General features: G+C 64.5%; 21 protein-coding genes. 14 read left to right on the top strand and 7 right to left on the bottom strand.

Annotation, left to right across the window (positions count from 1 at the left end; translation table 11 throughout):
• Positions 1–12 precede the first annotated feature (12 nt).
• From uvrA to VLA65_RS07160, 13 genes are all read left to right on the top strand, one after another.
• Positions 13–2940: an excinuclease ABC subunit UvrA gene (gene uvrA, locus VLA65_RS07100; protein ID WP_059389287.1), complete on the top strand. Its 2928-nt coding sequence runs from the start codon at positions 13–15 to the stop codon at positions 2938–2940.
• Between the two features lie 112 nt (positions 2941–3052).
• Positions 3053–3757 carry an HAD hydrolase-like protein gene (locus VLA65_RS07105; protein WP_307053011.1) on the top strand — a complete coding sequence of 235 codons (705 nt, stop codon included), beginning with the start codon at positions 3053–3055 and terminating at the stop codon, positions 3755–3757.
• A complete protein-coding gene (locus VLA65_RS07110) occupies positions 3744–4412 on the top strand; it encodes a lysophospholipid acyltransferase family protein (protein ID WP_332602114.1) in 669 nt (222 codons plus the stop codon). The genes VLA65_RS07105 and VLA65_RS07110 overlap by 14 nt, the downstream gene beginning before the upstream one ends.
• Positions 4413–4468: 56 nt before the next feature.
• Positions 4469–6466 carry an excinuclease ABC subunit UvrC gene (uvrC, locus tag VLA65_RS07115; protein ID WP_332602115.1) on the top strand — a complete coding sequence of 666 codons (1998 nt, stop codon included), beginning with the start codon at positions 4469–4471 and terminating at the stop codon, positions 6464–6466.
• A gap of 87 nt (positions 6467–6553) precedes the next feature.
• Positions 6554–7477 (top strand): RNase adapter RapZ, encoded by a 924-nt coding sequence (gene rapZ, locus VLA65_RS07120; protein ID WP_284988224.1) that lies wholly within the window; start codon positions 6554–6556, stop codon positions 7475–7477.
• Complete coding sequence (locus tag VLA65_RS07125) at positions 7477–8493, top strand: gluconeogenesis factor YvcK family protein (protein ID WP_059389284.1); 1017 nt, start codon at positions 7477–7479, stop codon at positions 8491–8493. Before rapZ ends, VLA65_RS07125 begins: the two co-directional genes overlap by 1 nt.
• Before the next feature lie 9 nt (positions 8494–8502).
• On the top strand, positions 8503–9483 hold the full coding sequence (whiA, locus tag VLA65_RS07130) for a DNA-binding protein WhiA (RefSeq protein ID WP_133202987.1): 981 nt from the start codon (positions 8503–8505) through the stop codon (positions 9481–9483).
• Positions 9484–9592: 109 nt separating this feature from the next.
• A complete protein-coding gene (locus VLA65_RS07135) occupies positions 9593–10216 on the top strand; it encodes a superoxide dismutase (RefSeq protein WP_059389282.1) in 624 nt (207 codons plus the stop codon).
• Positions 10217–10501: 285 nt separating this feature from the next.
• Positions 10502–11512 (top strand): type I glyceraldehyde-3-phosphate dehydrogenase, encoded by a 1011-nt coding sequence (gene gap / locus VLA65_RS07140; protein ID WP_059389281.1) that lies wholly within the window; start codon positions 10502–10504, stop codon positions 11510–11512.
• A gap of 9 nt (positions 11513–11521) precedes the next feature.
• Positions 11522–12748, top strand: a complete 1227-nt coding sequence (locus VLA65_RS07145) for a phosphoglycerate kinase (protein ID WP_332602116.1) — start codon at positions 11522–11524, stop codon at positions 12746–12748.
• 83 nt (positions 12749–12831) lie between these two features.
• Positions 12832–13647: a triose-phosphate isomerase gene (gene tpiA / locus VLA65_RS07150; RefSeq protein WP_059389279.1), complete on the top strand. Its 816-nt coding sequence runs from the start codon at positions 12832–12834 to the stop codon at positions 13645–13647.
• A gap of 47 nt (positions 13648–13694) precedes the next feature.
• Positions 13695–13952 carry a preprotein translocase subunit SecG gene (gene secG, locus VLA65_RS07155; RefSeq protein ID WP_059389278.1) on the top strand — a complete coding sequence of 86 codons (258 nt, stop codon included), beginning with the start codon at positions 13695–13697 and terminating at the stop codon, positions 13950–13952.
• Positions 13953–14034: 82 nt separating this feature from the next.
• The gene (locus tag VLA65_RS07160; RefSeq protein WP_284988220.1) at positions 14035–14430 is read left to right on the top strand and encodes an RNA polymerase-binding protein RbpA; all 396 of its coding nucleotides are present in this window, start codon (positions 14035–14037) and stop codon (positions 14428–14430) included.
• On the opposite strand, the gene pgl is transcribed toward VLA65_RS07160, so the two are convergent.
• Genes pgl through tkt form a run of 6 tightly spaced genes read right to left on the bottom strand, consistent with a single transcriptional unit; the run spans position 14383 to position 22650 of the window.
• Complete coding sequence (gene pgl, locus VLA65_RS07165; protein WP_284988219.1) at positions 14383–15201, bottom strand: 6-phosphogluconolactonase; 819 nt, start codon at positions 15199–15201, stop codon at positions 14383–14385. The two genes, VLA65_RS07160 and pgl, sit on opposite strands and share 48 nt — an antisense overlap.
• Before the next feature lie 8 nt (positions 15202–15209).
• Positions 15210–16133: a glucose-6-phosphate dehydrogenase assembly protein OpcA gene (locus VLA65_RS07170; RefSeq protein WP_284988218.1), complete on the bottom strand. Its 924-nt coding sequence runs from the start codon at positions 16131–16133 to the stop codon at positions 15210–15212.
• Positions 16130–17695 (bottom strand): glucose-6-phosphate dehydrogenase, encoded by a 1566-nt coding sequence (gene zwf, locus VLA65_RS07175; RefSeq protein WP_059389277.1) that lies wholly within the window; start codon positions 17693–17695, stop codon positions 16130–16132. The genes VLA65_RS07170 and zwf overlap by 4 nt, the downstream gene beginning before the upstream one ends.
• A gap of 15 nt (positions 17696–17710) precedes the next feature.
• Positions 17711–19342: a glucose-6-phosphate isomerase gene (locus tag VLA65_RS07180; protein ID WP_332602117.1), complete on the bottom strand. Its 1632-nt coding sequence runs from the start codon at positions 19340–19342 to the stop codon at positions 17711–17713.
• Between the two features lie 5 nt (positions 19343–19347).
• Positions 19348–20466, bottom strand: coding sequence for a transaldolase (gene tal / locus VLA65_RS07185; RefSeq protein WP_284988216.1), 1119 nt, complete (start codon positions 20464–20466; stop codon positions 19348–19350).
• Positions 20467–20523: 57 nt separating this feature from the next.
• Entirely contained in the window at positions 20524–22650 is a 2127-nt protein-coding gene (gene tkt / locus VLA65_RS07190) for a transketolase (protein WP_370872085.1), read from the bottom strand.
• A gap of 403 nt (positions 22651–23053) precedes the next feature.
• Between tkt and VLA65_RS07195 the strand changes: the two genes are divergently transcribed.
• On the top strand, positions 23054–24016 hold the full coding sequence (locus VLA65_RS07195; RefSeq protein WP_307053018.1) for a heme o synthase: 963 nt from the start codon (positions 23054–23056) through the stop codon (positions 24014–24016).
• 179 nt (positions 24017–24195) lie between these two features.
• Here VLA65_RS07195 and VLA65_RS07200 read toward each other — a convergent pair whose 3' ends face one another.
• Entirely contained in the window at positions 24196–25140 is a 945-nt protein-coding gene (locus VLA65_RS07200; protein ID WP_332602118.1) for a COX15/CtaA family protein, read from the bottom strand.
• Positions 25141–25152: the final 12 nt, after the last annotated feature.

Consider the following 25152-nt stretch of genomic DNA (forward strand, 5'->3'; position numbering starts at 1 on the left):
TAGCATTAGTGGGTGCCTAAAGCCGTAGCTGAAGTCCCCGCCGTCGAATCCTTCGCAAGTGTTTCCGAGCAGCAAGCTGCCACGCCCGTAAGACATGACCTGTCCCGGCTCGTGGTCAAGGGAGCGCGTGAACACAACCTCCGCAACGTCGATCTCGATCTTCCCCGTGACGCAATGATCGTTTTCACGGGCTTGTCAGGTTCAGGCAAGTCGTCCTTGGCTTTCGACACTATCTTCGCGGAGGGCCAGCGCCGGTACGTGGAGTCATTGTCGGCATATGCCCGCCAGTTCCTGGGCCAAGTGGACAAGCCGGACGTGGATTTCATCGAGGGCCTTTCGCCGGCAGTGTCCATCGACCAGAAGTCGACGAGCAAGAACCCGCGCTCCACAGTGGGCACCATCACCGAGATCTACGACTACATGCGCCTTCTCTGGGCACGTGTCGGCCGGCCGCATTGCCCCGTGTGCCACGAGCCGATCACGCGCCAGACGCCGCAGCAGATCGTCGACCAGTTGCTGGAACTCGAATCCGGCACCCGATTCCAGATTCTTGCCCCTGTGGTCCGCGGACGCAAGGGCGAATTCGTCGAGCTCTTCAAAGAGCTCACGGCCAAGGGATACTCACGCGCCCGGGTGGACGGAGATCTCGTCCAGCTGAGCGATCCGCCCAAGCTCGGCAAGCAATTCAAGCACTCCATTGAAGTGGTCGTGGACCGGCTCGTTGTCAAGGAAGGGATCAGCCAGCGGCTGACCGACTCGATCGAAACCGCGCTCCGGCTTGCGGAAGGCCGGGTACTGGTCGAGTTCGTGGATCTCGACGCCGAAGACCCAGCCCGGATCCGGGCCTTCTCCGAAAACCTTGCCTGCCCCAATGAGCACCCGCTGGCCATCGACGAGATCGAGCCACGCTCCTTCTCGTTCAACAACCCCTTCGGCGCATGTTCGGCCTGCAGCGGTATCGGCACCAAGCTCGAGGTCGACGAAGAGTTGGTTGTCCCCAATCCGGAACTTTCCTTGAACCAGGGTGCCATCGCACCTTGGTCGCTGGGTACTGCCACCACGGAGTACTGGAACCGGCTCCTCGAAGGCCTGGCCCTGGAGCTCGAGTTCTCCATGGACACCCCGTGGGAGAAGCTGCCGCAGGAAGTCCGGCAGACGGTGCTGCACGGCAAGGACCACAAAGTAGTCGTCCAGTACCGCAACAGGTTCGGCCGGGAGCGCAAGTACAGCACCGGCTTCGAAGGCGCCATCCAGTACGTTCACCGCAAGCACGGCGAAACGGATTCCGACTGGGCCCGCGACCGCTACGAAGAGTACATGCGGCAGGTTCCTTGCCCCGCATGCAACGGTGCGCGGCTCAACCCGGCGTCGCTGTCCGTGCTGATCAACGGCAAGTCCATCGCCGAAGTTGCGGCCCTTCCGATGCGTGATTGCGCGGATTTCCTCGGTAGCCTCACGCTCACCGACCGCGAGGCCCAGATCGCCCACCAGGTTCTCAAGGAGATCCAGGCGCGCCTGACATTCCTCTTGGACGTCGGGCTCGAATACTTGAATCTCGAACGGCCGTCCGGGACCTTGTCCGGTGGCGAAGCCCAGCGTATCCGGCTCGCCACGCAGATCGGCTCCGGCCTGGTGGGCGTCCTGTATGTCCTGGACGAGCCGTCCATCGGGCTGCACCAGAAGGACAACCGCCGCCTGATCGAGACGCTCACCCGATTGCGCGATCTCGGCAACACGCTGATTGTGGTCGAACACGACGAGGACACGATCCACGAGGCCGACTGGGTTGTGGATATTGGACCCGGCGCCGGTGAGCACGGTGGCCAGGTGGTGCACTCCGGTTCCTACAAGGAGCTCCTGGAAAACACGGACTCGCTGACCGGCGACTACTTGTCCGGTCGGCGCAAGATCGACATCCCGGCCAAGCGGCGCAAGTATGACAAGAAGCGCGAGCTCAAGGTCATCGGCGCACGCGAAAACAACCTGAACAACGTTGACGCGACGTTCCCGCTGGGCCTCTTCACGGCAGTCACTGGCGTCAGTGGATCGGGGAAGTCCACCCTGGTGAACGAGATCCTTTACAAGGTCCTTGCCAACAAGCTCAACGGTGCCAAGCAGGTCGCCGGCCGGCATCGCTCCGTGGCCGGCCTTGAGCACCTCGACAAAGTGGTGCACGTGGACCAGAGCCCCATCGGGCGGACCCCGCGCTCCAACCCTGCCACGTACACGGGCGTCTTCGACAACATCCGGAAGCTTTTCGCGGAAACCACCGAAGCCAAGGTCCGTGGATACCAGCCTGGACGGTTCTCCTTCAACGTCAAGGGCGGCCGCTGCGAGGCGTGCTCCGGTGACGGCACCCTGAAGATCGAGATGAACTTCCTGCCGGATGTCTATGTTCCCTGCGAGGTGTGCCACGGTGCCCGGTACAACCGCGAGACCCTGGAGGTCCATTACAAGGGCAAGACCATCGCGGACGTCCTCAACATGCCCATCGAGGAGGGTGCCGAGTTCTTTGCCGCTTTCACCCCCATTGCCCGGCATTTGAACACCCTCGTCGACGTCGGCCTAGGTTATGTCCGGCTCGGGCAGCCGGCCACCACGCTTTCCGGCGGCGAGGCGCAGCGCGTGAAGCTGGCCTCGGAACTGCAGAAGCGTTCGAATGGCCGGAGCGTCTACGTCTTGGACGAGCCCACAACGGGCCTCCACTTCGAGGACATCCGGAAGTTGCTCATGGTGCTGCAGGGTTTGGTGGACAAGGGCAATACGGTCATCACCATTGAGCACAACCTCGACGTCATCAAGTCCGCTGACTGGATTGTGGACCTTGGCCCCAATGGCGGTTCAGGCGGCGGCCGGATCGTGGCAACGGGCACGCCCGAACAGGTTGCCAAGTCCACGGAAAGCCATACCGCAACCTTCCTGGCGGAGATTCTCGGTTAGCCCTGCGTGAACGGCCGGGGAATTTTTCGGCAGTGGTCGAAGTATTCCCTGGCCGGCATGTGAGTTTCAGGCATGCCTCAACTCGTGAGAAACTAACCCGGTGACTCAAACAATGGTGCCCGTAATCTTTGATCTGGACGGCACCCTTGTCGATCCTGCAGGCGGCATAACCGGCGGTATCGCCGCGGCCCTGGGCGAAATGGGGCTCCGTGTCCCGGAACAGGCCGTGCTGGACTCCATGGTCGGGCCCAAGCTCAGCGATTCCCTGGAACACATTGCCGGGGTTCCCACAGGAAAAGTCGACGAAGTCATTGGGCTGTACCGCAGCTATTATCGTTCCGTCGGAATCGCTCAAAGCCGGCTATACCCCGGAATCCGTGAGCTCCTGCAGTTCTTCGCGGAGTCGCGGCGGCCGGTTGCCGTCGCCACCCAGAAACCCCAGGGCTTGGCCCACACCGTGTTGGAGCACCATGGCATTGCCGGTTTCTTTGCCTCCATCTGCGGTGCGCCGGACGACGAGTCAATAGCCGCCAATACAACTCCGGGTAAGGTGGCAATCGTTGGTGCCGCTCTGGCCACGTTGCGTTCCCAGCCTGCGGTGATGGTCGGAGACCGCCACCAGGATGTTGCCGGTGCCATGGCCAACGGCCTTGACTGCATCGGGGTCAGTTGGGGATTTGCGCCCGACGGCGAACTTCAGGAGGCAGGCGCCGTCGCCGTCGTGGACACCGCGGCGCAGCTGCTGAAGAAGATCGAAGAACTTGACGCTGTCCGCGCGGCGGCCCTGAGCGAGGTGCAGAACGATGGAAGCCTTTGATGTCATCCGCTGGACCACGCGCGGACTGATTTCCAGCACCTGCCGGCCCACGGTCATCGGGCTGGAGAACGTGCCCAAGGAAGGGCCTTTCATCGTGGCCCCGAACCATTTGTCTTTTCTGGACAGCGTTATTGTCCAAGCCTTGATGCCGCGCCCGGTGGGCTTCTTTGCCAAGGCCGAGTATTTCACCACCAAAGGCTTCAAAGGCCGCGCGATGAAGGCGTTCTTCCAGGCCGTTGGATCCATTCCGGTGGAACGCGGAGAGCAGGCAGCCAGCGTGCAGGCCCTCAAGACCCTCCTGGACATCCTGGAGAACGGCAGGGGCATCGGCATCTATCCGGAGGGGACCCGCTCGCGCGACGGCTTGCTCTACCGCGGGCGGACCGGTGTCGGCTGGCTTGCCCTGACAACGGGGGCGCCGGTGGTGCCGGTTGGCCTCATCGGCACGGACAAGCTGCAGCCCGTGGACCGGAACACCGTTCGTCCACAGCATTTCACCATGAAGGTCGGCGAGCCGCTGTACTTCGAGAAGACCGGTCCGGACCATTCCCTGCCGGCCAGGCGCGAAGTCACGGACAAGATCATGGAAGCCATTGCGGTATTGAGCGGCCAGGAACGTTCCACGAGCTACAACCAGAGCAAGTCCGCGGAGTAGCCCTCCGCGAAGCGGGCCCGTACGGGGGAGCGCGATTCCCTTACTAGACTGGATCTGTGGCAGATCCAGCGAGTTATCGACCCCAGACGGGAGAAATCCCCACCACCCCCGGCGTCTATCGGTTCCGGGATCCGCACGGCCGTGTCATCTACGTGGGCAAGGCGAAGAACCTCCGATCCCGGCTGAACTCGTACTTTGCCAACCCGGCGGGTTTGCTGCCGAAGACGCACGCGATGGTGCACGCGGCCAGTAGCGTCGAATGGACCATGGTGGGCAGCGAGCTTGAGTCGCTCCAGCTCGAATACACCTGGATCAAGGAATTCAAGCCCCGCTTCAATGTGGTCTTCCGCGATGACAAGACGTATCCGTACCTTGCCGTGAGCATGGCGGAGAAGCTCCCGCGGGTACAGGTCATGCGCGGGGAGCGCCGCAAGGGCACCCGCTACTTCGGGCCATACACGGCCGGGGCCATCCGCGAAACAATGGACACCTTGCTCCGCGTCTTCCCGGTCCGCAGCTGCAGTCCCGGCGTGCTGAAGCGCGCCCAGGCCAGCGGCCGGCCATGCTTGCTCGGCTACATCGACAAATGCTCGGCCCCGTGCGTCGGCCGCGTCACCGCCGAAGAGCACCGGGCCATCGCCGAAGACTTCTGCTCGTTCATGGGTGGCGAAGCCAAACGCTTCATCACCCGCCTCGAAAAGGACATGGGCGCCGCCGTCGCCGAGCTGGACTACGAGCGGGCGGCCCGGCTCCGGGACGACATCATCGCGCTCCGCAAAGTGTTCGAGCGCAACGCCGTCGTGCTCTCCGAAGACACCGACGCGGATGTCTTCGCCCTGCACGACGACGACCTTGAGGCTTCCGTGCAGGTATTCCACGTCAGGGGTGGCCGGGTGCGCGGCCAGCGGGGCTGGGTCGTGGAAAAAGTCGAAGACGCCACCACTCCGGAACTCATCGAACACCTCTTGCAGCAGGTCTACGGAGAGGACAGCGACAACCAAGGCCGTATTCCGCGCGAAGTCCTCGTCCCTGAGATTCCGAGCAACCATCACGAACTGCTAGAATGGCTCGGCGGCCTCAGGGGTGCCAAGGTGGACATCCGGGTGCCGCAGCGTGGCGACAAGGCCGCCCTCATGTCCACCGTCCGCGAAAACGCCGAGCAGGCGCTGAAGCTCCACAAAGTCCGGCGCGCCGGCGATATCACGGTCCGTTCCCAGGCGCTCCAGGAACTGCAGGAAGCGCTCGAGCTTCCCGTGCCGTTGCTCCGGATCGAGTGCTACGACATTTCCCATGTGCAGGGCACCAACGTGGTTGCGTCCATGGTGGTGGTGGAGGACGGCCTCCCGAAGAAGGCCGACTACAGGAAGTTCTCCATCACCGGTGCGGCGGCAAGCGACGACACCGCTGCGATGCACGACGTCCTCACCAGGCGCTTCAGGCACTACTTGCAGGATAAATCCGCCCAGCTTCCCAAGAGCGGAGAAGTTCCGCACCCGGGAACAGGTGAACCGCCGTCGTCGGAGGATGCTGCCCTCACGGGTGCCAAGGCGAGATTCGCCTATCCGCCCAACCTCGTCGTCGTCGACGGCGGGCAACCCCAAGTGAATGCGGCCGCCCGGGCCCTCGCGGAACTGGGCATCGACGACGTCTACGTCGTGGGCCTCGCCAAGCGCCTCGAAGAGGTCTGGTTGCCGGACAGTGACTTCCCGGTGATCCTGCCCCGCACCTCCCAGGGGCTCTATCTGCTCCAGCGCATCCGCGACGAAGCCCACCGTTTCGCCATCACCTTCCACCGGCAGAAACGTGGAAAGGCCATGACGGTGTCGGCGCTTGACGGCGTTCCGGGTCTCGGCGAAGCCAAACGGAAGGCGCTCGTGGCGCATTTCGGTTCGCTCAAGAAGATCAAGGCGGCAACGGCCCTCGAGCTCACGGCCGCGAAGGGGATCGGCCCGGCATTGGCGGAAGCGGTCGTCAGCCATCTCGCGGCGGCCGGTGCCTCCGGGGAGGCCGCTCCTGCCGTGAACATGACCACCGGCGAAATCCTTGAAATTTAGTTAGGGTAATAAGCGGACCCCTCCTGAAGGGGTCCGCTTGTGGACCATCCCAAAAACTTTGGACCATCTCAGAAACGGGGAAACTTGATGTCAGAGCCAACAGCAGGATCCGGCGCGGAGCAGGACGGTCTGGTACCCGTCAAGCCTGTCGAAGCGGAACTGCTGGTGGTGACCGGCATGTCCGGAGCAGGCCGGAGCACCGCCTCCGACGCCCTGGAGGACCATGGCTGGTACGTCGTCGAAAACCTTCCCCCGCAGATGCTGGGGACGCTGGCGGAAATCGTCTCGCACGCGCCACAGTCCATCCCCAAGCTTGCCGTCGTCGTGGACGTGCGCAGCAAGGGCCTCTTCACCGATATCAGGACGGCGCTCGGCGCGCTCAGCGCCACCGGAATCACCTTCCGCGTCCTCTTCCTCGATGCCAGCGACAACGTCCTGGTGCGGCGGTTTGAGCAGGGCCGCCGCCCGCATCCGCTCCAGGGCGGTGGCCGGATCCTGGACGGCATCGCGGCGGAGCGGGACGTCCTGAAAGAGCTAAAAGAATCCGCGGACGTCGTCTTGGACACGAGCACGTACAACGTCCACGGCCTGGCGACCGCCATCACCGAACTCTTCACCGACACGGGCCCTGTGGCGCTGCGCTTGAACGTCATGAGCTTCGGCTTCAAATACGGCCTGCCCGTGGACGCCAACTTCGTGGCGGATGCTCGCTTCATCCCCAACCCGCACTGGGTTCCGAAATTGCGTCCGCACACAGGGCTCGACGCCGACGTCAGCGACTATGTCCTGGGGGCCGCTGGCGTGAAGGACTTCGTCGACCGTTACGTCCTCGCCTTGGAGCCCGTCCTCGACGGCTATCGGACGGAAAACAAGCACTACGCCACCATTGCCGTCGGTTGCACCGGCGGCAAGCACCGTTCGGTCGCGGTCGCCGTCGAACTCTCCAAACGGCTCGCGCAATACCCGCGGGTCACCGTCACCACAAGCCACCGCGATCTGGGTCGCGAATAATGGGGGTCCTGACCGGACCCCTGCCGCTGGTTCCACCGAAGGGCACCCCGGGCAGCCAGCCCGCCAAGGGCCCCTCGGTTGTGGCACTCGGCGGCGGACACGGGCTTTCCGCGTCGTTGTCGGCGTTGCGGCTCTTGACCTCCGAGCTCACCGCTATTGTCACCGTTGCCGACGACGGCGGATCCTCCGGGCGGCTGCGCGAAGAGTACGGTGTCCTTCCGCCGGGCGACCTTCGAATGGCGCTGAGCGCACTGTGTGACGACACCGATTGGGGCCGCACCTGGCGGGACGTCATGCAGCATCGCTTCAAGACTCCAAGCGGACGCCAAGGCTCCCTGGACGATCACGCCATGGGGAACCTGCTCATTGTCACCCTCTGGGAGCTTCTGGGCGACGCAGTGGCCGGACTGAAATGGGCAGGCGCCCTTCTGGGTGCCCGCGGCCAGGTCCTCCCGATGTCCACCCAGCCGCTGAACATCGAGGGCGACGTCCGGGTGCCACTGCCCGGGGGCGGGTACGAGTTCCAGATCGTCAAAGGCCAGGCCAAGTGCGCCGTTGCCGGATCGCTCGAAAACGTCAGGCTCCTTCCGGAAGACGCACGCGCCTGCATCGAAGCGTTGACCGCAATCGAGCTTGCGGACTGGATCATCCTGGGTCCCGGCTCCTGGTACACGTCAGTGTTGCCGCATTTGCTGCTGCCGGAAATGCGCCAGGCCTTGTGCGACACCCCCGCCAAACGCTGCCTCACCATGAACCTCGCCATGGACACCAAGGAAACCTCCGGGATGTCCGCGGCGGACCACCTGGATGCCCTGCGCCACTATGCGCCGGAGTTCAGCGTGGACGTTGTCCTGGCCGATCCCACCTCGATATCGGACCTCAAGGAATTCGAACGCGCTGCCGGGATGATCGGTGCGGAGGTGGTCTTGGGTAAAGTGGGGGCGTCGAGCCGCCGTCCAGTCCACGACCCGCTGCGTCTGGCATCGGCGTATCACGATATCTTCGGGAATAGTTAGGAACATGCGATGGCACTGACCGCATCGGTCAAGGAAGAACTTTCCCGGCTGGACATCAAGAAGTCGTCCGTCCGCAAGGCCGAAGTTTCGGCCATGCTGCGTTTTGCCGGCGGGCTGCACATCATTTCGGGCCGCATCGTGATCGAGGCGGAGGTTGACCTCGCCTCAACGGCGCGGCGGCTGCGCGCCGCGATCGCCGAAGTCTACGGGCACCAGAGCGAGATCATCGTCGTCTCCGGCGGGGGACTCCGTCGGGGTAGCCGCTACGTTGTCCGCGTAGTGCGCGACGGCGAAGCCCTGGCCCGCCAGACCGGCCTCCTCGACGGCCGCGGGCGGCCCGTGCGCGGCTTGCCGTCCGCCGTCGTCAACGGTTCGGCGTCGGACGCGGAGGCTGTGTGGCGCGGCGCGTTCCTGGCTCACGGTTCCCTCACCGAACCCGGCCGGTCCTCCTCGCTCGAGGTCACGTGCCCCGGGCCGGAATCGGCGCTTGCCCTGGTGGGCGCTGCCCGCCGCCTCGGCATCCAGGCCAAGGCCCGGGAAGTGCGCGGCGTGGATCGCGTGGTCATCCGTGACGGCGACACCATCGCCGCGTTGCTCACCCGGATGGGCGCGCATGACGCCCTCATGGTGTGGGAGGAGCGCCGCATGCGGAAGGAAGTCCGGGCCACGGCCAACCGCCTCGCGAACTTCGACGACGCCAATCTGCGCCGTTCGGCCCAGGCCGCCGTCGCGGCTGGCGCCCGCGTGGACCGGGCCCTGGAAATCCTGGGTGACGACGTTCCGGACCACCTCAAGTACGCGGGTGAACTCCGGGTCGCGCACAAGCAGGCCAGCCTCGATGAATTGGGCCGGCTTGCCGATCCGCCCATGACCAAGGACGCCATCGCGGGAAGGATCCGCCGGCTGCTGGCCATGGCGGACAAGCGGGCCGGCGACCTGGGGATCCCGGGCACCGAGGCAAATGTGACCCCCGAAATGATGGACGAATAGGGCGCCCGTCCTAGAATCGTCAGGGTGTAGATTTCCGGCCGGTTCGCCGGTCGGATGAACAAAACGAGAGTTACCAAACGGACCCCGGTCCACTACATTGGAGGATTTCGTGACAGAGTACGTACTGCCCGAGCTCGGCTACGACTACGCAGCACTTGAGCCGCACATTTCGGCGAAGATCATGGAGCTGCACCACAGCAAGCACCACGCCGCCTATGTAGCAGGCGCCAACAACGCTTTGGCCCAGTTGGCCGAGGCGCGCGACAAGGGCGACTTCGCCAACATCAACCGCCTCTCCAAGGACCTCGCGTTCCACACCGGCGGCCACATCAACCACTCCGTGTTCTGGAACAACATCTCCCCGGACGGTGGCGACAAGCCCGAGGGTGAGCTGGCTGCGGCCATCGATGACGCCTTCGGCTCCTTCGATGCTTTCCGTGCCCAGTTCTCGGCAGCCGCGCTTGGACTGCAGGGTTCCGGCTGGGGCTTCCTTGCCTACGAGCCCATCGGCGGCAACCTCCTCATCGAGCAGCTCTACGACCAGCAGGGCAATGTCGCAGTCGGCACCACGCCGCTGCTCATGCTGGACATGTGGGAGCACGCTTTCTACCTGGACTACGTCAACGTCAAGGCCGACTATGTCAAGGCCTTCTGGAACATCGTCAACTGGGCCGACGTCGCAAAGCGCTTCGAAGCGGCCCGCGCGAACGCCACCGGGCTGATCGTTCTCTAGGGACTCCGCCCAGGATCGGTGAGTGACGCGGAATACACGGGGATGTAACAAACTTCACATTCAGGTGAATTTCGCCCAAATACCGGATTGTCTGCCCCCGCAGTTGCGGGGGCAGACGTAGTTAAACGTAAGATGGGTCACGGAAGGCGGTTAGCCTTCAGCAATGTGGCTGGTCGCCCTCCGATCTGATAATCACTTCTGCCCAATGATGTGCGGGAATTGTTAGTTGGAATCAAGATCCGACTCACTAGGTGTGCTTGCAAGAGCACCAAGGAGACTGAAATAGTGACCACCCGTATTGGTATCAACGGCTTTGGCCGCATCGGCCGCAACTACTTCCGCGCAGCACTCGCCCAGGGTGCCGACCTCGAAATTGTTGCGGTCAACGACCTCACGAGTCCCGAGGCACTTGCCCACCTTTTGAAGTACGACTCCGTCGGCGGCCGCCTGACCCAGTCCGTCGAAGTCAAAGAGGGCAACCTCATTGTCGACGGCAGCATCATCAAGGTCCTCGCAGAGCGCGACCCTGCAAACCTGCCGTGGGCCGAACTGGGCGTCGACATCGTCATCGAGTCCACCGGCTTCTTCACCAAGGCCGCCGCTGCGCAGAAGCACATCGACGCAGGTGCCAAGAAGGTCCTGATCTCCGCTCCTGCTTCGGACGAAGACATCACCATCGTCATGGGCGTCAACCACGAGCTCTACGACCCCGCAGCACACCACATCATTTCCAACGCTTCCTGCACCACCAACTGCCTCGGCCCGCTGGCCAAGGTGGTCAACGACGCCTTCGGCATCGAACGCGGCCTCATGACCACGGTGCACGCCTACACGGCGGACCAGAACCTGCAGGACGGCCCCCACAGCGATCTCCGCCGTGCCCGCGCCGCAGCGATCAACATGGTTCCCACCTCCACTGGTGCTGCCAAGGCGATCGGCCTCGTCCTTCCGGAACTCAAGGGCAAGCTCGACGGCTACGCCATCCGCGTCCCGGTCCCCACCGGTTCCGCCACGGACCTGACCGTCACGGTTTCCCGCGAAGTAACCGTTGAGGAAGTCAACGCGGCTCTCAAGGCAGCTTCGGAGACCGAGCAGTTCAAGGGCATCCTCAGCTACACGGCAGACCCGATCGTCTCTTCTGACATCGTCGGCGACCCCTCTTCTTCGATCTTCGACTCCGGCCTCACCAAGGTCATCGGCAACCAGGTCAAGGTTGTTTCCTGGTATGACAACGAATGGGGCTACTCCAACCGCCTCGTTGACCTCACGGAGCTCGTCGCATCCAAGCTGGGCTAGGGTAGACACATGACATCTCACACCCTCAACGAACTGATCGCTGAAGGTGTCCGCGGGCGGTACATTCTTGTCAGAAGTGACCTGAATGTGCCGCTCGACGGCTCTACAGTGACCGACGACGGCCGCATCAAGGCCTCCCTCCCGGTCATCGAAAAGCTCTCGGACGCCGGTGCCCGCGTGCTCGTCACGGCCCACCTGGGACGCCCCAAGGGCGCTCCCGAGGCCAAGTATTCGCTCAAGCCGGCTGTGGCGCGGCTTGCGGAGCTCGCGCCATTCAAGGTCCAGCTCGCGGAAGACACCGTTGGTGAGTCCGCCAAGGAGCTGGCCGGGTCCCTGGACGATGGAGACGTCCTGGTCCTGGAGAACGTCCGTTTCGACGCCCGCGAAACCAGCAAGGACGACGCCGAGCGCGGCGCCTTCGCCGATGAACTCGTGGCGCTCACCGGCGACAACGGTGCCTTCGTGGATGACGCCTTCGGCGCTGTCCACCGCAAGCACGCCAGCGTCTACGACGTCGCCACCCGGCTTCCTTCCTACCAGGGTGACCTTGTGCACACCGAGGTGGAGGTTCTGCGCAAACTCACCACGGATACCCAGCGCCCGTACGTCGTGGTCCTCGGCGGTTCCAAGGTCTCTGACAAGCTCGCAGTGATCGACAACCTCCTCGGCAAGGCAGACACCATCCTCGTCGGTGGCGGAATGCTCTTCACCTTCCTCGCAGCGGCCGGTCACAAGGTTGCGGGCAGCCTGCTTGAAGCTGACCAGATCCCCGTGGTCCAGGACTACCTCAAGCGCGCCTCCGACGCCGGTACCGCCTTCGTCATCCCCACCGACGTCGTGGTCGCAAGCCGCTTCGCCGCCGACGCTGAACACGAAGTGGTCGCCGCTGACGCGATCGAGGACAGCGCGTTCGGCGCCTCCGGCATTGGCCTGGACATCGGACCGGTATCCGCGGAGGCTTTCGCCGGGCAGATCAAGGCCGCACAGACCGTGTTCTGGAACGGCCCCATGGGCGTCTTCGAATTCGAAGCCTTCTCCGGCGGCACCCGTGCCATCGCCCAGGCCTTGACTGAGACGCCGGCATTCACCGTGGTTGGCGGCGGCGACTCCGCCGCGGCCGTCCGGACCCTCGGCTTTGAGGACTCCCAGTTCGGACACATTTCCACGGGCGGCGGCGCCAGCCTGGAATACCTTGAAGGCAAGGATCTTCCCGGCCTGAGCGTTCTGGACCGCTAAGGCTACATGGCCGGCGGGGCGCCCTTCCTTGAAGGCAAGCGCCCCGCCGGCTTTCCCTATCTCAACGCATCTTTGGAGCACACGTGACAACTTCTGCCAACGGAAACTTCATCCGCAAGCCCTTCATTGCCGGCAACTGGAAGATGAACATGGACCACGTCCAGGGCATCACCCTGCTGCAGAAGCTGGCTTGGACCCTCTCCGACGCCAAGCACGACTACAGCCGGGTGGAGGTGTCGGTCTTCCCCCCGTTTACCGATCTGCGCGGTGTGCAGACCCTCGTCCAGGGCGACGAGTTGGACGTCGTCTATGGCGGACAGGACCTCTCGCAGTTCGACTCCGGAGCGTACACCGGCGATATCTCCGGCCAGTTCCTCAACAAGCTCGGTTGCGCCTATGTCCTGGTGGGCCACAGCGAACGCCGCACCATCCACAACGAGGACGACCAGGTCCTCAACGCGAAGGTCAAAGCAGCCTTCCGCCACGACGTTACGCCGGTCCTGTGTGTCGGCGAGGGCCTTGAGGTCCGCCAGGCCGGCACCCATGTGGAGCACACGCTGGCCCAGTTGCGCGCCGGCGTCGAAGGCCTCACCGCAGACCAGGCCGGCGAACTGGTTGTCGCGTACGAGCCTGTCTGGGCCATTGGTACTGGCGAAGTCGCGGGTCCCGAAGACGCACAGGAGATGTGCGCCGCTATCCGTTCAGAGCTCGCATCCTTGTTCGACGATGCTGTGGCCGCCAAGACCCGCCTCCTTTACGGTGGTTCGGTCAAGGCCAACAATGCGGCAGCGATCATGGCCGAAAGCGACGTCGACGGCTTGCTGGTGGGTGGCGCGAGCCTGGACCCCGCCGAGTTTGCTAACATTGTCAGGTTCGAGAGCCACCTCAGCGCGGCGTAGTCCGTTTCCGGTTCCGCTCCCGTTTTCCGTTCTTCTGAAAGGCCGTCGTGGACGTTCTTCAAGTCATTCTGCAGATTCTGCTGGGCATTACCAGCCTTCTGCTGACGCTGCTCATCCTCCTCCACAAGGGACGTGGCGGCGGGTTGTCCGATATGTTTGGCGGTGGCATGAGCTCAGGATTGAGTTCTTCAGGTGTCGCAGAGCGAAACCTCAACCGCTTCACCATCGTCTTGGGCTGCACTTGGGGTGTCGTGATCATTGGACTTGGCCTCATCATGCGCTTCACCGCGGGCGGAGACTCCTAGCACTGCCGTCGCCGGGATCCTCCCACTAGACTAGGCTGCATGGCCTTCAAGCCATGCAGCCGAACTCTCAAGGGGATCGACGATGGTTCATGGTACTTCTGGATTCCGGGGCACACGGGCCGGCGTAACAGCTGGATCGGCCCCAAGAAACCAACCCGACTCTGTAGTCGGCGAAAGCTTGCCGCGTATTCGTGTTCCCTATTGGTGCGCCAAGGGACATGAGACGCGGCTTGTTTTCGTTAAACTCCCGGAAGATCAAATCCCGATCCGGTGGGATTGCCCGAAGTGTGGCCTGGTTGCCGTCCGCGAACAGGGCGAAGCCACCATGGAACGTGCGGACGAAGAAATCTTCAAGAGCCACCTGGACTACGTTAAAGAAAGACGCTCCAGCCAGGACGCGGAGATTGTCCTGGCCGGAGCGCTCAAGCGGCTACGCGCCCGCGGGGTCCTTTCGGACGAGCTGCTGGGGGACGCGTGAGGCTGCATTCTCATCGATAAGCCACAGGGTCCTCGAGCGGCCACTGGGCCCGGAGGCGGGAACCTGCACCGGGTTGGCCCCGGCAAGTGCCAGCCCCACGGCGCCGGCCTTGTCCTCGCCTGCCACGACCATCCAGATTTCCTGGGCGGAGTTGATGGCGGGCAAGGTCAGCGAAATCCTCGACGGCGGTGGCTTGGGGGAGTTCTCGACCCCCACCACCGTACGGTCCTTCACGCGGATACCTGCCTGCTCCGGGAAGAGCGAGGCAATATGCGCATCCGGACCCACCCCGAGCAGCAGGATGTCGAAGCGGGGCAACTCGCCTGCCTCCTCGGGACGGTTGTCCGAGGTGTCGGCGGAGTGCTCGGCCTCGGCCGCGGCTTTGAGCCGGGCCGCGTAGTCCGCCGCGGCCTCGTCCGCGGTGGCGAACTCATCCGATGATCCCGGTTCGTGCACGCGGGCCGGGTCCACTGGCAAGCTGGAGAGCAGTGCCTCACGCGCTTGCACGGTGTTGCGGTCGGTGCTGTCCTTGCCGACGAAGCGCTCGTCACCCCACCAGAAGTTCACCCGGGACCAGTCAACGGCCGGCGCCGCGGGCGAATCGGCAACGGCTTTCAGGGTGCCGATGCCCACGGTTCCGCCGGTGAGGACCACAGTGGCTTCTCCGTGCTTGTCCTGGACATCCACCAGCTTGGTGATGAGCCGTGCTGCGATCGCGGCCATAAGGACGGCGGAGTCGGGATGGATGCTTACTCTTGGGTCAGCGCTCACTGGGACGGTCACTCCTTGCTATTGGTTCGGGGCAGTCCCATAGTAATCACTTCTCCGAAGACATCGTCCGGATCTAGGCGGCGCAGTTCTTCGGCGAGGCAGTCCCGCAGGCTGCGGCGAGGCAGTGAAATCCGCTGCGCGGGCTGGCCCGGCTGGGTCAGTTCCGCAATGGTGAGTCCGGGACGGACCAGCTGGACGTCGCCTGTGGCGCGGCTCAGCCGTACCCTGCGTATGCCTGTTCCCGCCGGGTCGGCAACAATCTGGACCGGAGCGTCGAGGAACAGGGTGAGCCAGGCGGCCAGCAGCAGCGTGCTGGGCGAGTCCGAAGCACCCTCGACGGCGATGGCCGTGACGGGGGATTCGTCTACCTGGTCCAGGGCTGCCGCGAGCTGGAGGCGCCAGTTGGTCAGGCGTGTCCAGGCCAGATCGGTGTCGCCGGCCCGGTACGTGTTCCGGATCCGGGCCAGCGCTGCTGCGGGGTCGGCCTCGTTGGCGGAGTCCGTGATGCGGCGGTGCGCGATCCTGCCGATGGATGTCTCGCAGGCGTTCTCGGGTGCTCCGTGCGGCCACCAGGCCACGATCGGCGCGTCCGGGAGCAGCAGTGCCGCGACGAGGGATTCGCTTTCCTTGGCGAGTTCACCGTAACCGCGCAGCACGATGACTTCCGACGCGCCGGCGTCGCCACCCACGCGGATCTGGGCGTCGAGGCGGTTCGGCGCTTCGCTGCCTGCGTCCGCGAGGACGATGATGCGGCACGGGTGTTCGCGGCTGGCCTCGTTGGCTGCCTCGATGGCTTCTTCCTCAAGCCCGGACTTGGTCACCACCACGAGGGTCAGGACGCGTCCAAGGGCGATCACACCTCCCTGCTCGCGCAGGGAGGTGATCTTCTTGGAGATCTTGGAGGTGGTGGTGTCGGGAAGATCTACGATCATGGCCTTCTCCAGGTTCGTCCGTCGCGGGCAAGCAGCTCGTCGGCCGAGGCCGGGCCCCAGCTGCCGGGAGCGTAGGGTTCGGGCTGTTCGTCGAGTCCGGCCCAGTATTCCTCGAAGGGGTCCAGGATCTTCCAGGACTCCTCGACTTCCTGGTGCCGGGGGAAGAGCGGGGGCTCGCCCAGCAGCACGTCCAGGATCAGGCGCTCGTACGCCTCGGGGCTGGACTCCGTGAACGAGTGGCCGTAGCCGAAGTCCATGGTCACGTCGCGGACTTCCATCTGCGTGCCGGGAACCTTGGACCCGAAGCGGATGGTAGCGCCCTCGTCGGGCTGGACCCGGATGACCACGGCGTTCTGGCCGAAGTCGTCCTCGCCGTGGCCGCGGAACAGCAGGTTGGGTGCGCGCTTGAACACCACGGCGATTTCCGTGACGCGGCGGCCAAGACGCTTGCCGGCCCTCAGGTAGAACGGAGCCCCGGCCCAGCGCCGGGTGTTGATGTCCAGGCGGATGGCCGCGTAGGTTTCCGTCTTGGAATCGGCCGGAATGCCGTCTTCCTCGAGGTAGCCCTGCACCAATTCCCCGCCCTGCCAGCCCCCGGTGAACTGGCCGCGGGCCGAATGGGTGGAGAGGTCCTCGGGAAGCCTGACAGCAGCGAGGACCTTTTCCTTCTCGGCACGCAGGTCATCGGCATTGAAGGAAATGGGCTCCTCCATGGCCGTCAGGGCCAGCAACTGCAGCAGGTGGTTCTGGATGACGTCGCGGGCCGCGCCGACGCCGTCGTAATACCCCGCCCGGCCCCCGGTGCCGATGTCCTCGGCCATGGTGATCTGGACGTGGTCAACATAGTTGGCGTTCCACAAAGGCTCGAACAACTGGTTGGCGAAGCGCAGGGCCAGGATGTTCTGGACCGTCTCCTTGCCAAGGTAGTGGTCGATGCGGAAGACCGCGTCCGGCGGGAAGACGGACTCCACGATGTCGTTGAGCTTGCGCGCGGACTCCAGGTCGTGGCCGAAGGGCTTCTCGATGACCACGCGGCGCCACTGCCCGTCGCCGGCCTGCGCCAGCCCGTGCTTGGAGAGCTGCTGGCAGACCTGCTCGAAGGCCTTGGGCGGGATGGACAGGTAGAAACCGTGATTGCCGCGGGTGCCGCGGGTTTCGTCCAGTTCGTCCAGCGTGGCGCTGAGGCGCTTGAACGCCTGGTCGTCGTCGAATTCTCCCTGGACGAAGCGGATGCCCTCGGAGAGCTGGTTCCAGACGGCGTCGTCGAACGGGGTGCGGGAGTGCGCCTTGACGTTCTCCTTGACCTCGTTCGCGAAGTCCTCGTTGCTCCAATCCCGCCGGCCGAAGCCGACGAGCGCGAAGCTCGGCGGCAACAGCCCGCGGTTGGCGAGGTCGTAGACCGCCGGCATGAGTTTCTTCCGGGCAAGGTCGCCGGTGACTCCGAAGAACACCAGCGACGATGGCCCTGCGATGCGGTTCAGGCGCCGATCCCGAGGATCCCGAAGGGGATTGCGGTGGCTTGCCTTTCCGGTGGACCGGTAACCGATTTCAGTTTCTGGCATGTTTGGGTTTGTGCCTTAGCTCTCGAGCGCGCTGGCCTGGCCGGCCAATGCGGCGACGATTTCCTGGAGCTGGGCAACGCCGGCTCCGCGGTCCGTGAGGTGCAGACGTAGTACCGGGCGGCCGTGGTTCTCGAGAACCTGGGCATCGCCGGCCGCCTGGGCTGCAATCAGCTGGCCGAAGGTGAACGGCCGTTCCGGAATGGCGATGTCGCCGGTCGCGGAAGCGGTCACTTGCAGGAACGAACCGATGGCCGGTCCGCCCTTGTGGAATTGCCCGGTGGAGTGCAGGAAGCGCGGACCCCAGCCAAAAGTGACCGGGCGGCCGCTGACCCCGGCGAGTTCGTCCCGGATGCCCTCAAGCTGCGCGAACGCGATCCGGTCGAAATACGCCTGGACGCTCAGGTAGCCGTCCGTGCCGAGTTCGCCGAGGAGCGCCTTGACGGCATCGGCGGCCGTTGCCGCGTCGCCGAGCCACGCACCTCCGCGGACCTCGATCGCGCCGTCGACGAAGTTCGCCGGCGTCGGCTCGGGACGCGCGTCCAACAGGCCGCGCGCGGCAATCTTGGCTGCCTCGACGTCGGGCTGGTCAAAGGGGTTGATGCCCAGCAGGCGGCCGGCGACCGAGGTGGCGAATTCCCAGACGAACATCTGGGTGGCGAGGCCACCGGCGATGGCGGCTTCGTTTTCGCCGAGTTCGACGTCGGATTCCGCACCGACGAGGCGGATCACCAGGACGTCTTCCGCACCGCTGCTGACCTCGGGTGCGGAAGGACCTGCAACAACCGGCAGGACCCCCGTGCCGAGCTTGCCCGTGGATTCGGCGATGAGCTGTTCGGCCCAGTCCGCGAAGCCGACGATTCCGGAACCGTCTTCGACGATGACGATCTTGTTGCGCAGCGGGGTGGTTCCGCCCAGGGCGGCACCGAGCCGGAGCCCGATGTTCTCGGGTGAGTCTTCGTTGAGGATTTCCGCAGCTTCCTCGGCCTCGTCCAGGAATGCCTGGATGTCGACTCCCGCGAGGCCGCTGGGGACCAGGCCGAAAGCCGTCAGCGCCGAAAAGCGGCCGCCGACGTTCGGGTCGGCGTTGAAGACGGCACGGTAGCCGGCTTCACGGGAGGCCTTGTCCAGCGGGGAACCCGGATCGGTCACGATGACGATGCGGCTCTTGGCGTCGATCCCGGCCTCGGTGAAGGCCTGCTCGAATGCCCGTCGCTGCGAGTCGGTTTCGACAGTGGAGCCTGACTTGGACGAGACCACGATGGCGGTCTCGGCCAGGCGGTCCGCGAGGGCAGCACCGACTTGTTCGGGGTCTGTGCTGTCCAGCACGGTCAGCTCGACGCCAGCAGTGCCGGCAATGACCTCGGGGGCAAGCGAAGAGCCGCCCATGCCACACAGGACAATGCGGGAGACGCCTTCGGCCCGGAGGGCATCCCGGAGTTCCAGGATCCCTTCGACCAAGGGCTGGGAAACGGTTGCCGCTTCCACCCATCCGAGACGGATGGCGGATTCGGATTCGGCATCCGGACCCCACAGAGTGTGGTCCTTGGCGAAAATCCTGGTGGCAATCCGGTCTTCGACAAGTGCCGGGATGTGTTGCTCGATGGCCTGCTGCGCAGCACCGCTGGCGTCGTAGCTGAGAGTGCTCATGTGGGTTAGGAAGCCTTCCGTGCAGAGGCGAGGGCACCTTCGACGTCGGCCAGAAGTTCCTTCCAGCTGGCGACGAACTTGTCCAGGCCCTCGGATTCGAGGATTGCGACGACGTCGTTGTAGGAGATGCCCAGGCCCTCGAGTGCGTTGAGGACGTTGTTTGCTTCTTCGTAGGTGCCGGAGATGGTGTCACCCGTGACGACGCCGTGGTCGAACGTGGCGTCGAGGGTCTTTTCCGGCATGGTGTTGACGACGCCGGCCGCGACCAGTTCGGTCACGTACAGGGTGTCCGGGTACGCCGGGTCCTTGACGCCGGTGGAGGCCCACAGCGGGCGCTGGGGGAGCGCGCCTGCTTCGGCCAGGACTGCCCAACGCTCGGTGGAGAACAGCTCTTCGTAGACCTGGTAGGCGAGGCGGGCGTTGGCGACGCCTGCCTTGCCCTTGAGGGCCTTGGCCTCATCGGTGCCGATGGCGTTGAGGCGCTTGTCGATCTCGGTGTCCACGCGGGAGACGAAGAAGGACGCCACGGAGTGGATCTTGGAGAGGTCGTGGCCGTTTTCCTTGGCCAGCTCCAGGCCGGACTGGAAAGCGTTGATGACGGCGCGGTAGCGCTCCAGGGAGAAGATCAGGGTTACGTTGACGCTGATGCCCTCGGCCAGGGTTGCCGTGATGGCGGCGAGGCCTTCGAGGGTTGCCGGGATCTTGATGTGGACGTTGTCCTTGTTGACCTTCTTGTACAGGTGCTTGGCCTCGGCGATGGTGCCTTCGGTGTCCCACGCCAGGCGGGGGTCCACCTCGATGGAGACGCGGCCGTCCACGCCGTTGCTCGCTGCCGCGACCGGGGCGAAGAGGTCGCAGGCATCGGCGACGTCGGTGGTGGTGATCTCGAAGACAGTCTCTTCAACGGTTGCGCCCTTGGCGGCCTCTTCGGCAATCACGGCGTCGTAGTCGCTGCCGGCGGTGATGGCGGCGTGGAAGATGGACGGGTTGGTGGTGACACCAACTACGTTCTTCTCTTCGATGAGCTTCTGCAGGCTGCCGCTGGAAAGGCGTTCGCGGGAGAGGTCGTCAAGCCAGATGGACACGCCGGCGTCGGAAAGCTGCTGGGTGGGAGTCGTAGTCATTTCTTTAATCTCCTTGGAAATCTGTTCGTTGCTGTCGGATTCGTCTCAAACGCTTTTTCAGCTATTGAGACCCGCGAGGGAGTCCTTTGCGGCGGCGGCGACTGCTTCTGCCGTGATGCCGAACTCCTTGAAGAGGCGCTTGTAGTCTGCCGAGGCGCCGAAGTGCTCGAGGCTGATGGAGCGTCCGGCGTCGCCGACGAATTCCTTCCAGCCCAGTGCCAGGCCGGCTTCGACCGAGACGCGGGCCTTGACGGCGGCGGGGAGCACGGACTCGCGGTACGCGGAGTCCTGCTTGTTGAACCACTCGACGCACGGCATGGAGACGACGCGCGTGGCGATGCCTTCGGCCTGGAGCGCTTCGCGGGCGTTCACCGCGAGCTGGACCTCGGAACCGGTGCCGATCAGGATGACCTCGGCCGGGACCGTAGCGCCGTCCTTTGAAGCCTCTGCCAGGACGTAGCCGCCCTTGGCGACCCCGGCGGTGGAGCCGAAGGTGTCACCCTCGGCAAGGCCTTCGCCGCGTGCGTAGGTCGGGATGTTCTGGCGGGTCAGCACGATGCCTGCCGGGTTCTCGTGGTTCTCAAGCATGGTCTTCCATGCCGCGGCAACCTCGTTGGCGTCGCCGGGACGGACAACGTCCAGGCCCGGAATGGCGCGGAGGGTGGACAGCTGCTCCACCGGCTGGTGGGTTGGGCCGTCTTCGCCCAGGCCGATCGAGTCGTGGGTCCAGACGTACAGCGACGGGACGCCCATGAGCGCGCCAAGGCGGATCGCGGGACGCTGGTAGTCACTGAAGATCAGGAACGTGCCGGAGAACGCCCGGGTCCGGCCGTGCAGCGAGATGCCGTTCACGATCGACGCGGCAGCGTGCTCGCGGATACCGAAGTGCAACACCCGGCCGTACGGGTTGCCCTTCCACGCGCCGGTGGAGCGCGAGGCCGGGATGAACGACGGCGAACCCTCGATGGTGGTGTTGTTGGACTCGGCGAGGTCGGCTGAGCCGCCCCACAGTTCCGGAAGGACCGGGCCGATCGCGTTCAGGACCTTGCCGGAAGCGGCGCGGGTGGAAACTTCCTTGCCTGCTTCGAACACCGGCAGTGCGGCGTCGAGCTCGACGGGGAGCTTCTTGGCCTCGATGCGCTCAAGCAGTGCCGCGCCCTCGGGGTTGGCGGTCTGCCACGCCTCGAAGGATGCCTGCCATTCGCTGCGCTCGGCTGCGCCGCGCTCGACGACTGCACGGGCGTGCGCCAGGACGTCCTCGTCAACCTGGAAGGAACGCTCGGGATCGAAGCCCAGGACTTCCTTCAATGCTGCGACTTCTTCGGCACCGAGGGCGGAACCGTGGATCTTGCCGGTGTTCTGCTTCTTGGGAGCCGGGTAGCCGATGATGGTGCGCAGCGAGATGATGGACGGCTTGCCGGTCTCGGCCTTGGCGGCGAGCAGGGCACCGTAGAGCTCCTGGACGTCTTCGACGTATTCGCCGGTCTTCGTCCAGTCCACGCGCTGGGTGTGCCAGCCGTAGGCCTCGTAGCGCTTGAGGACGTCTTCGGTGAAGGCCACGTCGGTGTCGTCTTCGATGGAGATGTGGTTCTCGTCGTAGATCACCACGAGGTTGCCCAGTTCCTGGTGGCCGGCCAGGGAAGAAGCTTCCGAGGTGACGCCTTCCTGGAGATCGCCGTCGGAGGCAATGACCCAGATGGTGTGGTCGAACGGGCTCTCGCCGGCGGGAGCATCGGCGTCGAACAGGCCGCGTTGGCGGCGCTGCGAGTAGGCGAAGCCCACCGAGGAGGCCAGGCCCTGGCCCAGCGGGCCGGTGGTGATCTCGACGCCGGCGGTGTGCTTGTATTCCGGGTGGCCGGGGGTCAGCGAGCCCCAGGTGCGCAGAGCCTCGAGGTCCTTCAGCTCCAGGCCGTAGCCGGAAAGGAACAGCTGGATGTACAGGGTCAGCGATGTGTGTCCGGGGGACAGGATGAACCGGTCGCGGCCGATCCAGTCCGGGTGCTTCGGGTCGTGGCGCATCAGCTTCTGGAACAGCAGGTAGGCGGCCGGCGCAAGGCTCATGGCCGTACCGGGGTGACCGTTGCCGACCTTCTCGACGGCGTCAGCGGCCAAAACGCGGACGGTGTCCACGGCGCGCTGGTCCAGGCTTGTCCAAGTCAGTTCTTGCTCTTCCAAATGTGGCACGTAAACCGAGCCCCTCTCTGTGCTGACGGCTGGTGACGGCACATGGCAAGCCTCGGGCACAGGATGGCGCCCGCTGCGAAGTTCCTACCAGCCGTTCACCATTGAAACGTTGATCTATCATCCAGACATGCAAATCTGAGAATACGCTTTCTCGGAAACCTGCGTGAGCTGATCTGCAGACAGCTTAGCCCGGTTCGCCACCCCGAATGGTGGGAATCTCAAAAAATGGACGCATATTCCGTTTTATGAATCACGGCAGCGGCAAAGCGCCGGTGAACTTTCGGAAACAAAGGAAAGTTCCGGGTGCCATGGCGTCGGACAGGCCACGGTATGATATCTGGAGGCCGAACCGGGGTGCCGCCACCGCGGGAAACCCGCCTTGACAACACCAGCAAAGAACAGAGTGACTGCCAACGTGAGCACAACAGATACGCCCCTCAATGCTTCCCCGGCTGTGGGGAAGCGCGGAATGTCCCGTAAGTTCAAGGCGTATCTGGCACTGACCAAACCCCGCGTGATCGAATTGCTGCTGGTCAGCACCCTGCCCACCATGATCTTCGCGCAACGGGGCTTCCCCTCGATCGGCTTGATCCTCGCCACGTTGGTGGGCGGCGCCTTCGCAGCGGGCAGCGCAGGGGTCTTCAACTGCTACATCGACCGCGACATCGACAAGCTGATGCACCGCACCGAAAAGCGGCCCCTCGTGACGGGCGAAGTCACCCCTCGCGAAGCACTCGTCTTCGCATGGATCCTTGGAGCTGCCTCCATCGCCATCCTGTGGTTCGGGGCCAATCCGCTGTCGGCGTGGCTCGGCCTTGGTGCGATTGTTTTCTACGTTGTCATCTACACGATGATCCTCAAGCGCCGCACTGCACAGAACATCGTGTGGGGCGGCGCGGCCGGCTGCTTCCCGGTGCTGATCGCCTGGGCCGCCGTGACCAACACTGTGGAGTGGCCCGCCGTCGTGCTCTTCATGGTGATCTTCCTGTGGACTCCTCCGCACTACTGGCCGCTGTCCATGCGGTACGGCGAGGACTACCGCAACGCCAACGTCCCCATGCTGGGTGCCATCGCAGGCGCCAAGGTGGTTTCCGTGCAGGTGGTTCTCTACGCCTGGGCCATGGTTGCGTGTTCGCTGCTTTTGGTGCCCGTGGGCCGCGCCGGCTGGGTGTACACCATCGCCGCCGTCCTCGCGGGCGCCTGGTTCCTGTATGAATCACACGCCCTCTACAACCGGGCACAGGGCGGGGACGTCTCGAACAAGGGAGCCATGAAGGTCTTCCACGGCTCCATCAGCTACCTGACGCTCCTCTTCATTGCCCTCGCGGTGGACCCGTTCATCGGTTCCCCGATCATCGGCGCCTGACGGCCCGTCACACTCGCCCTCTACATCCCCGTCACCCCCAAACGCCCGCTCACCTATGGGGCCGTTTTCCAAAACGCCCGCTCACTGATAGCGCGAAAACGAAAGACCCTCTTTCACGTCGCATGACGTGAAAGAGGGTCTTTCCTTTGGCTTTCGCAGGGGCCATCAGCCGCCAGGGGCTAGAGCTTCGGGCTGAACCGGGCCACATCCGCCGCGTTCGTGGCGGCACTCATGAGCAGGGCGGCGCCCAACATGTGCGCGCCTACCAGGAGGGCGGGGATGCCGTTGTAGTACTGGGCAAAGCCAATGACCGCCTGCAGGACCGTCACGGCGAGCAGCAGCAGGGCAGCTGTGCGGAACAAGCCGGTGATGCCCTTGCGCAGGACGAAGTAGACGGCGAAGACGGCTCCCGCCGTGACGAGGTACGCGGGCACTGCGTGGATATGCGAGAAGAGGTCCCAATCGAGATCGTTGCGCGGCGCGTTCGCGTCGCCTGCGTGGGGTCCGGCACCGGTCACCACCACGCCGAGGCACACAGCGACTGCCGAGAAGAACGCGACGGCGGTCATGACGGGGCTCATGGCGCCCGGAATCGGCGCCAACGTCAGCTTCATGAAGCGGCCGGTCCGTCCGTAGGCGCGGTTGACCAGGAGCGTGGAGAAGACAACCAGGGCCATCGAAACCAGGAAGTGCAGGCCGACAACCCAGGGGTTCAGATTCGACAGCACGGTGATGCCGCCGATGATGGCCTGGGCCGGAATGCTCGCGAGCAGGCCCACGGCGAGGAGGAAAAGGTCGCGGCGTTCCTTACGGAGGTTCCACAAGTACACCAGCATCAGGACGGCGACGGCGGCCAGGGCGAACGTCAACATGCGGTTGCCGAATTCGATGAAGCCGTGGATGCCCATCTCCGGCGTGTTCACCAGGGAACCGCTGGTGCAGCGCGGCCACGTGGGGCAGCCGAGCCCGGAGGATGTCAGCCGGACCGCGCCGCCGGTGACCACCAGGACCACCTGGCCGATCAGCGACAACATCGCCAGCCTGCGGACGGTGCTGTTGACCTCCGTGGGGAGCTTGGCGGTCAACTGCTGGATGGACTTCGGGAGGCGGGAAGCCGTGCTCACAGTTTTCTCAAT

It is taken from the genome of Arthrobacter sp. S2(2024), from assembly GCF_036662515.1.
Lineage (GTDB): Bacteria > Actinomycetota > Actinomycetes > Actinomycetales > Micrococcaceae > Arthrobacter.

Coding starts and splice junctions, on each gene's coding strand:
- VLA65_RS07180 (WP_332602117.1), bottom strand. CDS start 19,342: ATGAGCACTCTCAGCTACGACGCCAGCGGTGCTGCGCAGCAGGCCATC.
- VLA65_RS07160 (WP_284988220.1), top strand. CDS start 14,035: ATGGTTCATGGTACTTCTGGATTCCGGGGCACACGGGCCGGCGTAACA.
- VLA65_RS07105 (WP_307053011.1), top strand. CDS start 3,053: ATGGTGCCCGTAATCTTTGATCTGGACGGCACCCTTGTCGATCCTGCA.
- VLA65_RS07125 (WP_059389284.1), top strand. CDS start 7,477: ATGGGGGTCCTGACCGGACCCCTGCCGCTGGTTCCACCGAAGGGCACC.
- VLA65_RS07170 (WP_284988218.1), bottom strand. CDS start 16,133: ATGATCGTAGATCTTCCCGACACCACCACCTCCAAGATCTCCAAGAAG.
- whiA (WP_133202987.1), top strand. CDS start 8,503: ATGGCACTGACCGCATCGGTCAAGGAAGAACTTTCCCGGCTGGACATC.
- VLA65_RS07145 (WP_332602116.1), top strand. CDS start 11,522: ATGACATCTCACACCCTCAACGAACTGATCGCTGAAGGTGTCCGCGGG.
- VLA65_RS07110 (WP_332602114.1), top strand. CDS start 3,744: ATGGAAGCCTTTGATGTCATCCGCTGGACCACGCGCGGACTGATTTCC.
- zwf (WP_059389277.1), bottom strand. CDS start 17,695: ATGCCAGAAACTGAAATCGGTTACCGGTCCACCGGAAAGGCAAGCCAC.
- rapZ (WP_284988224.1), top strand. CDS start 6,554: ATGTCAGAGCCAACAGCAGGATCCGGCGCGGAGCAGGACGGTCTGGTA.
- tal (WP_284988216.1), bottom strand. CDS start 20,466: ATGACTACGACTCCCACCCAGCAGCTTTCCGACGCCGGCGTGTCCATC.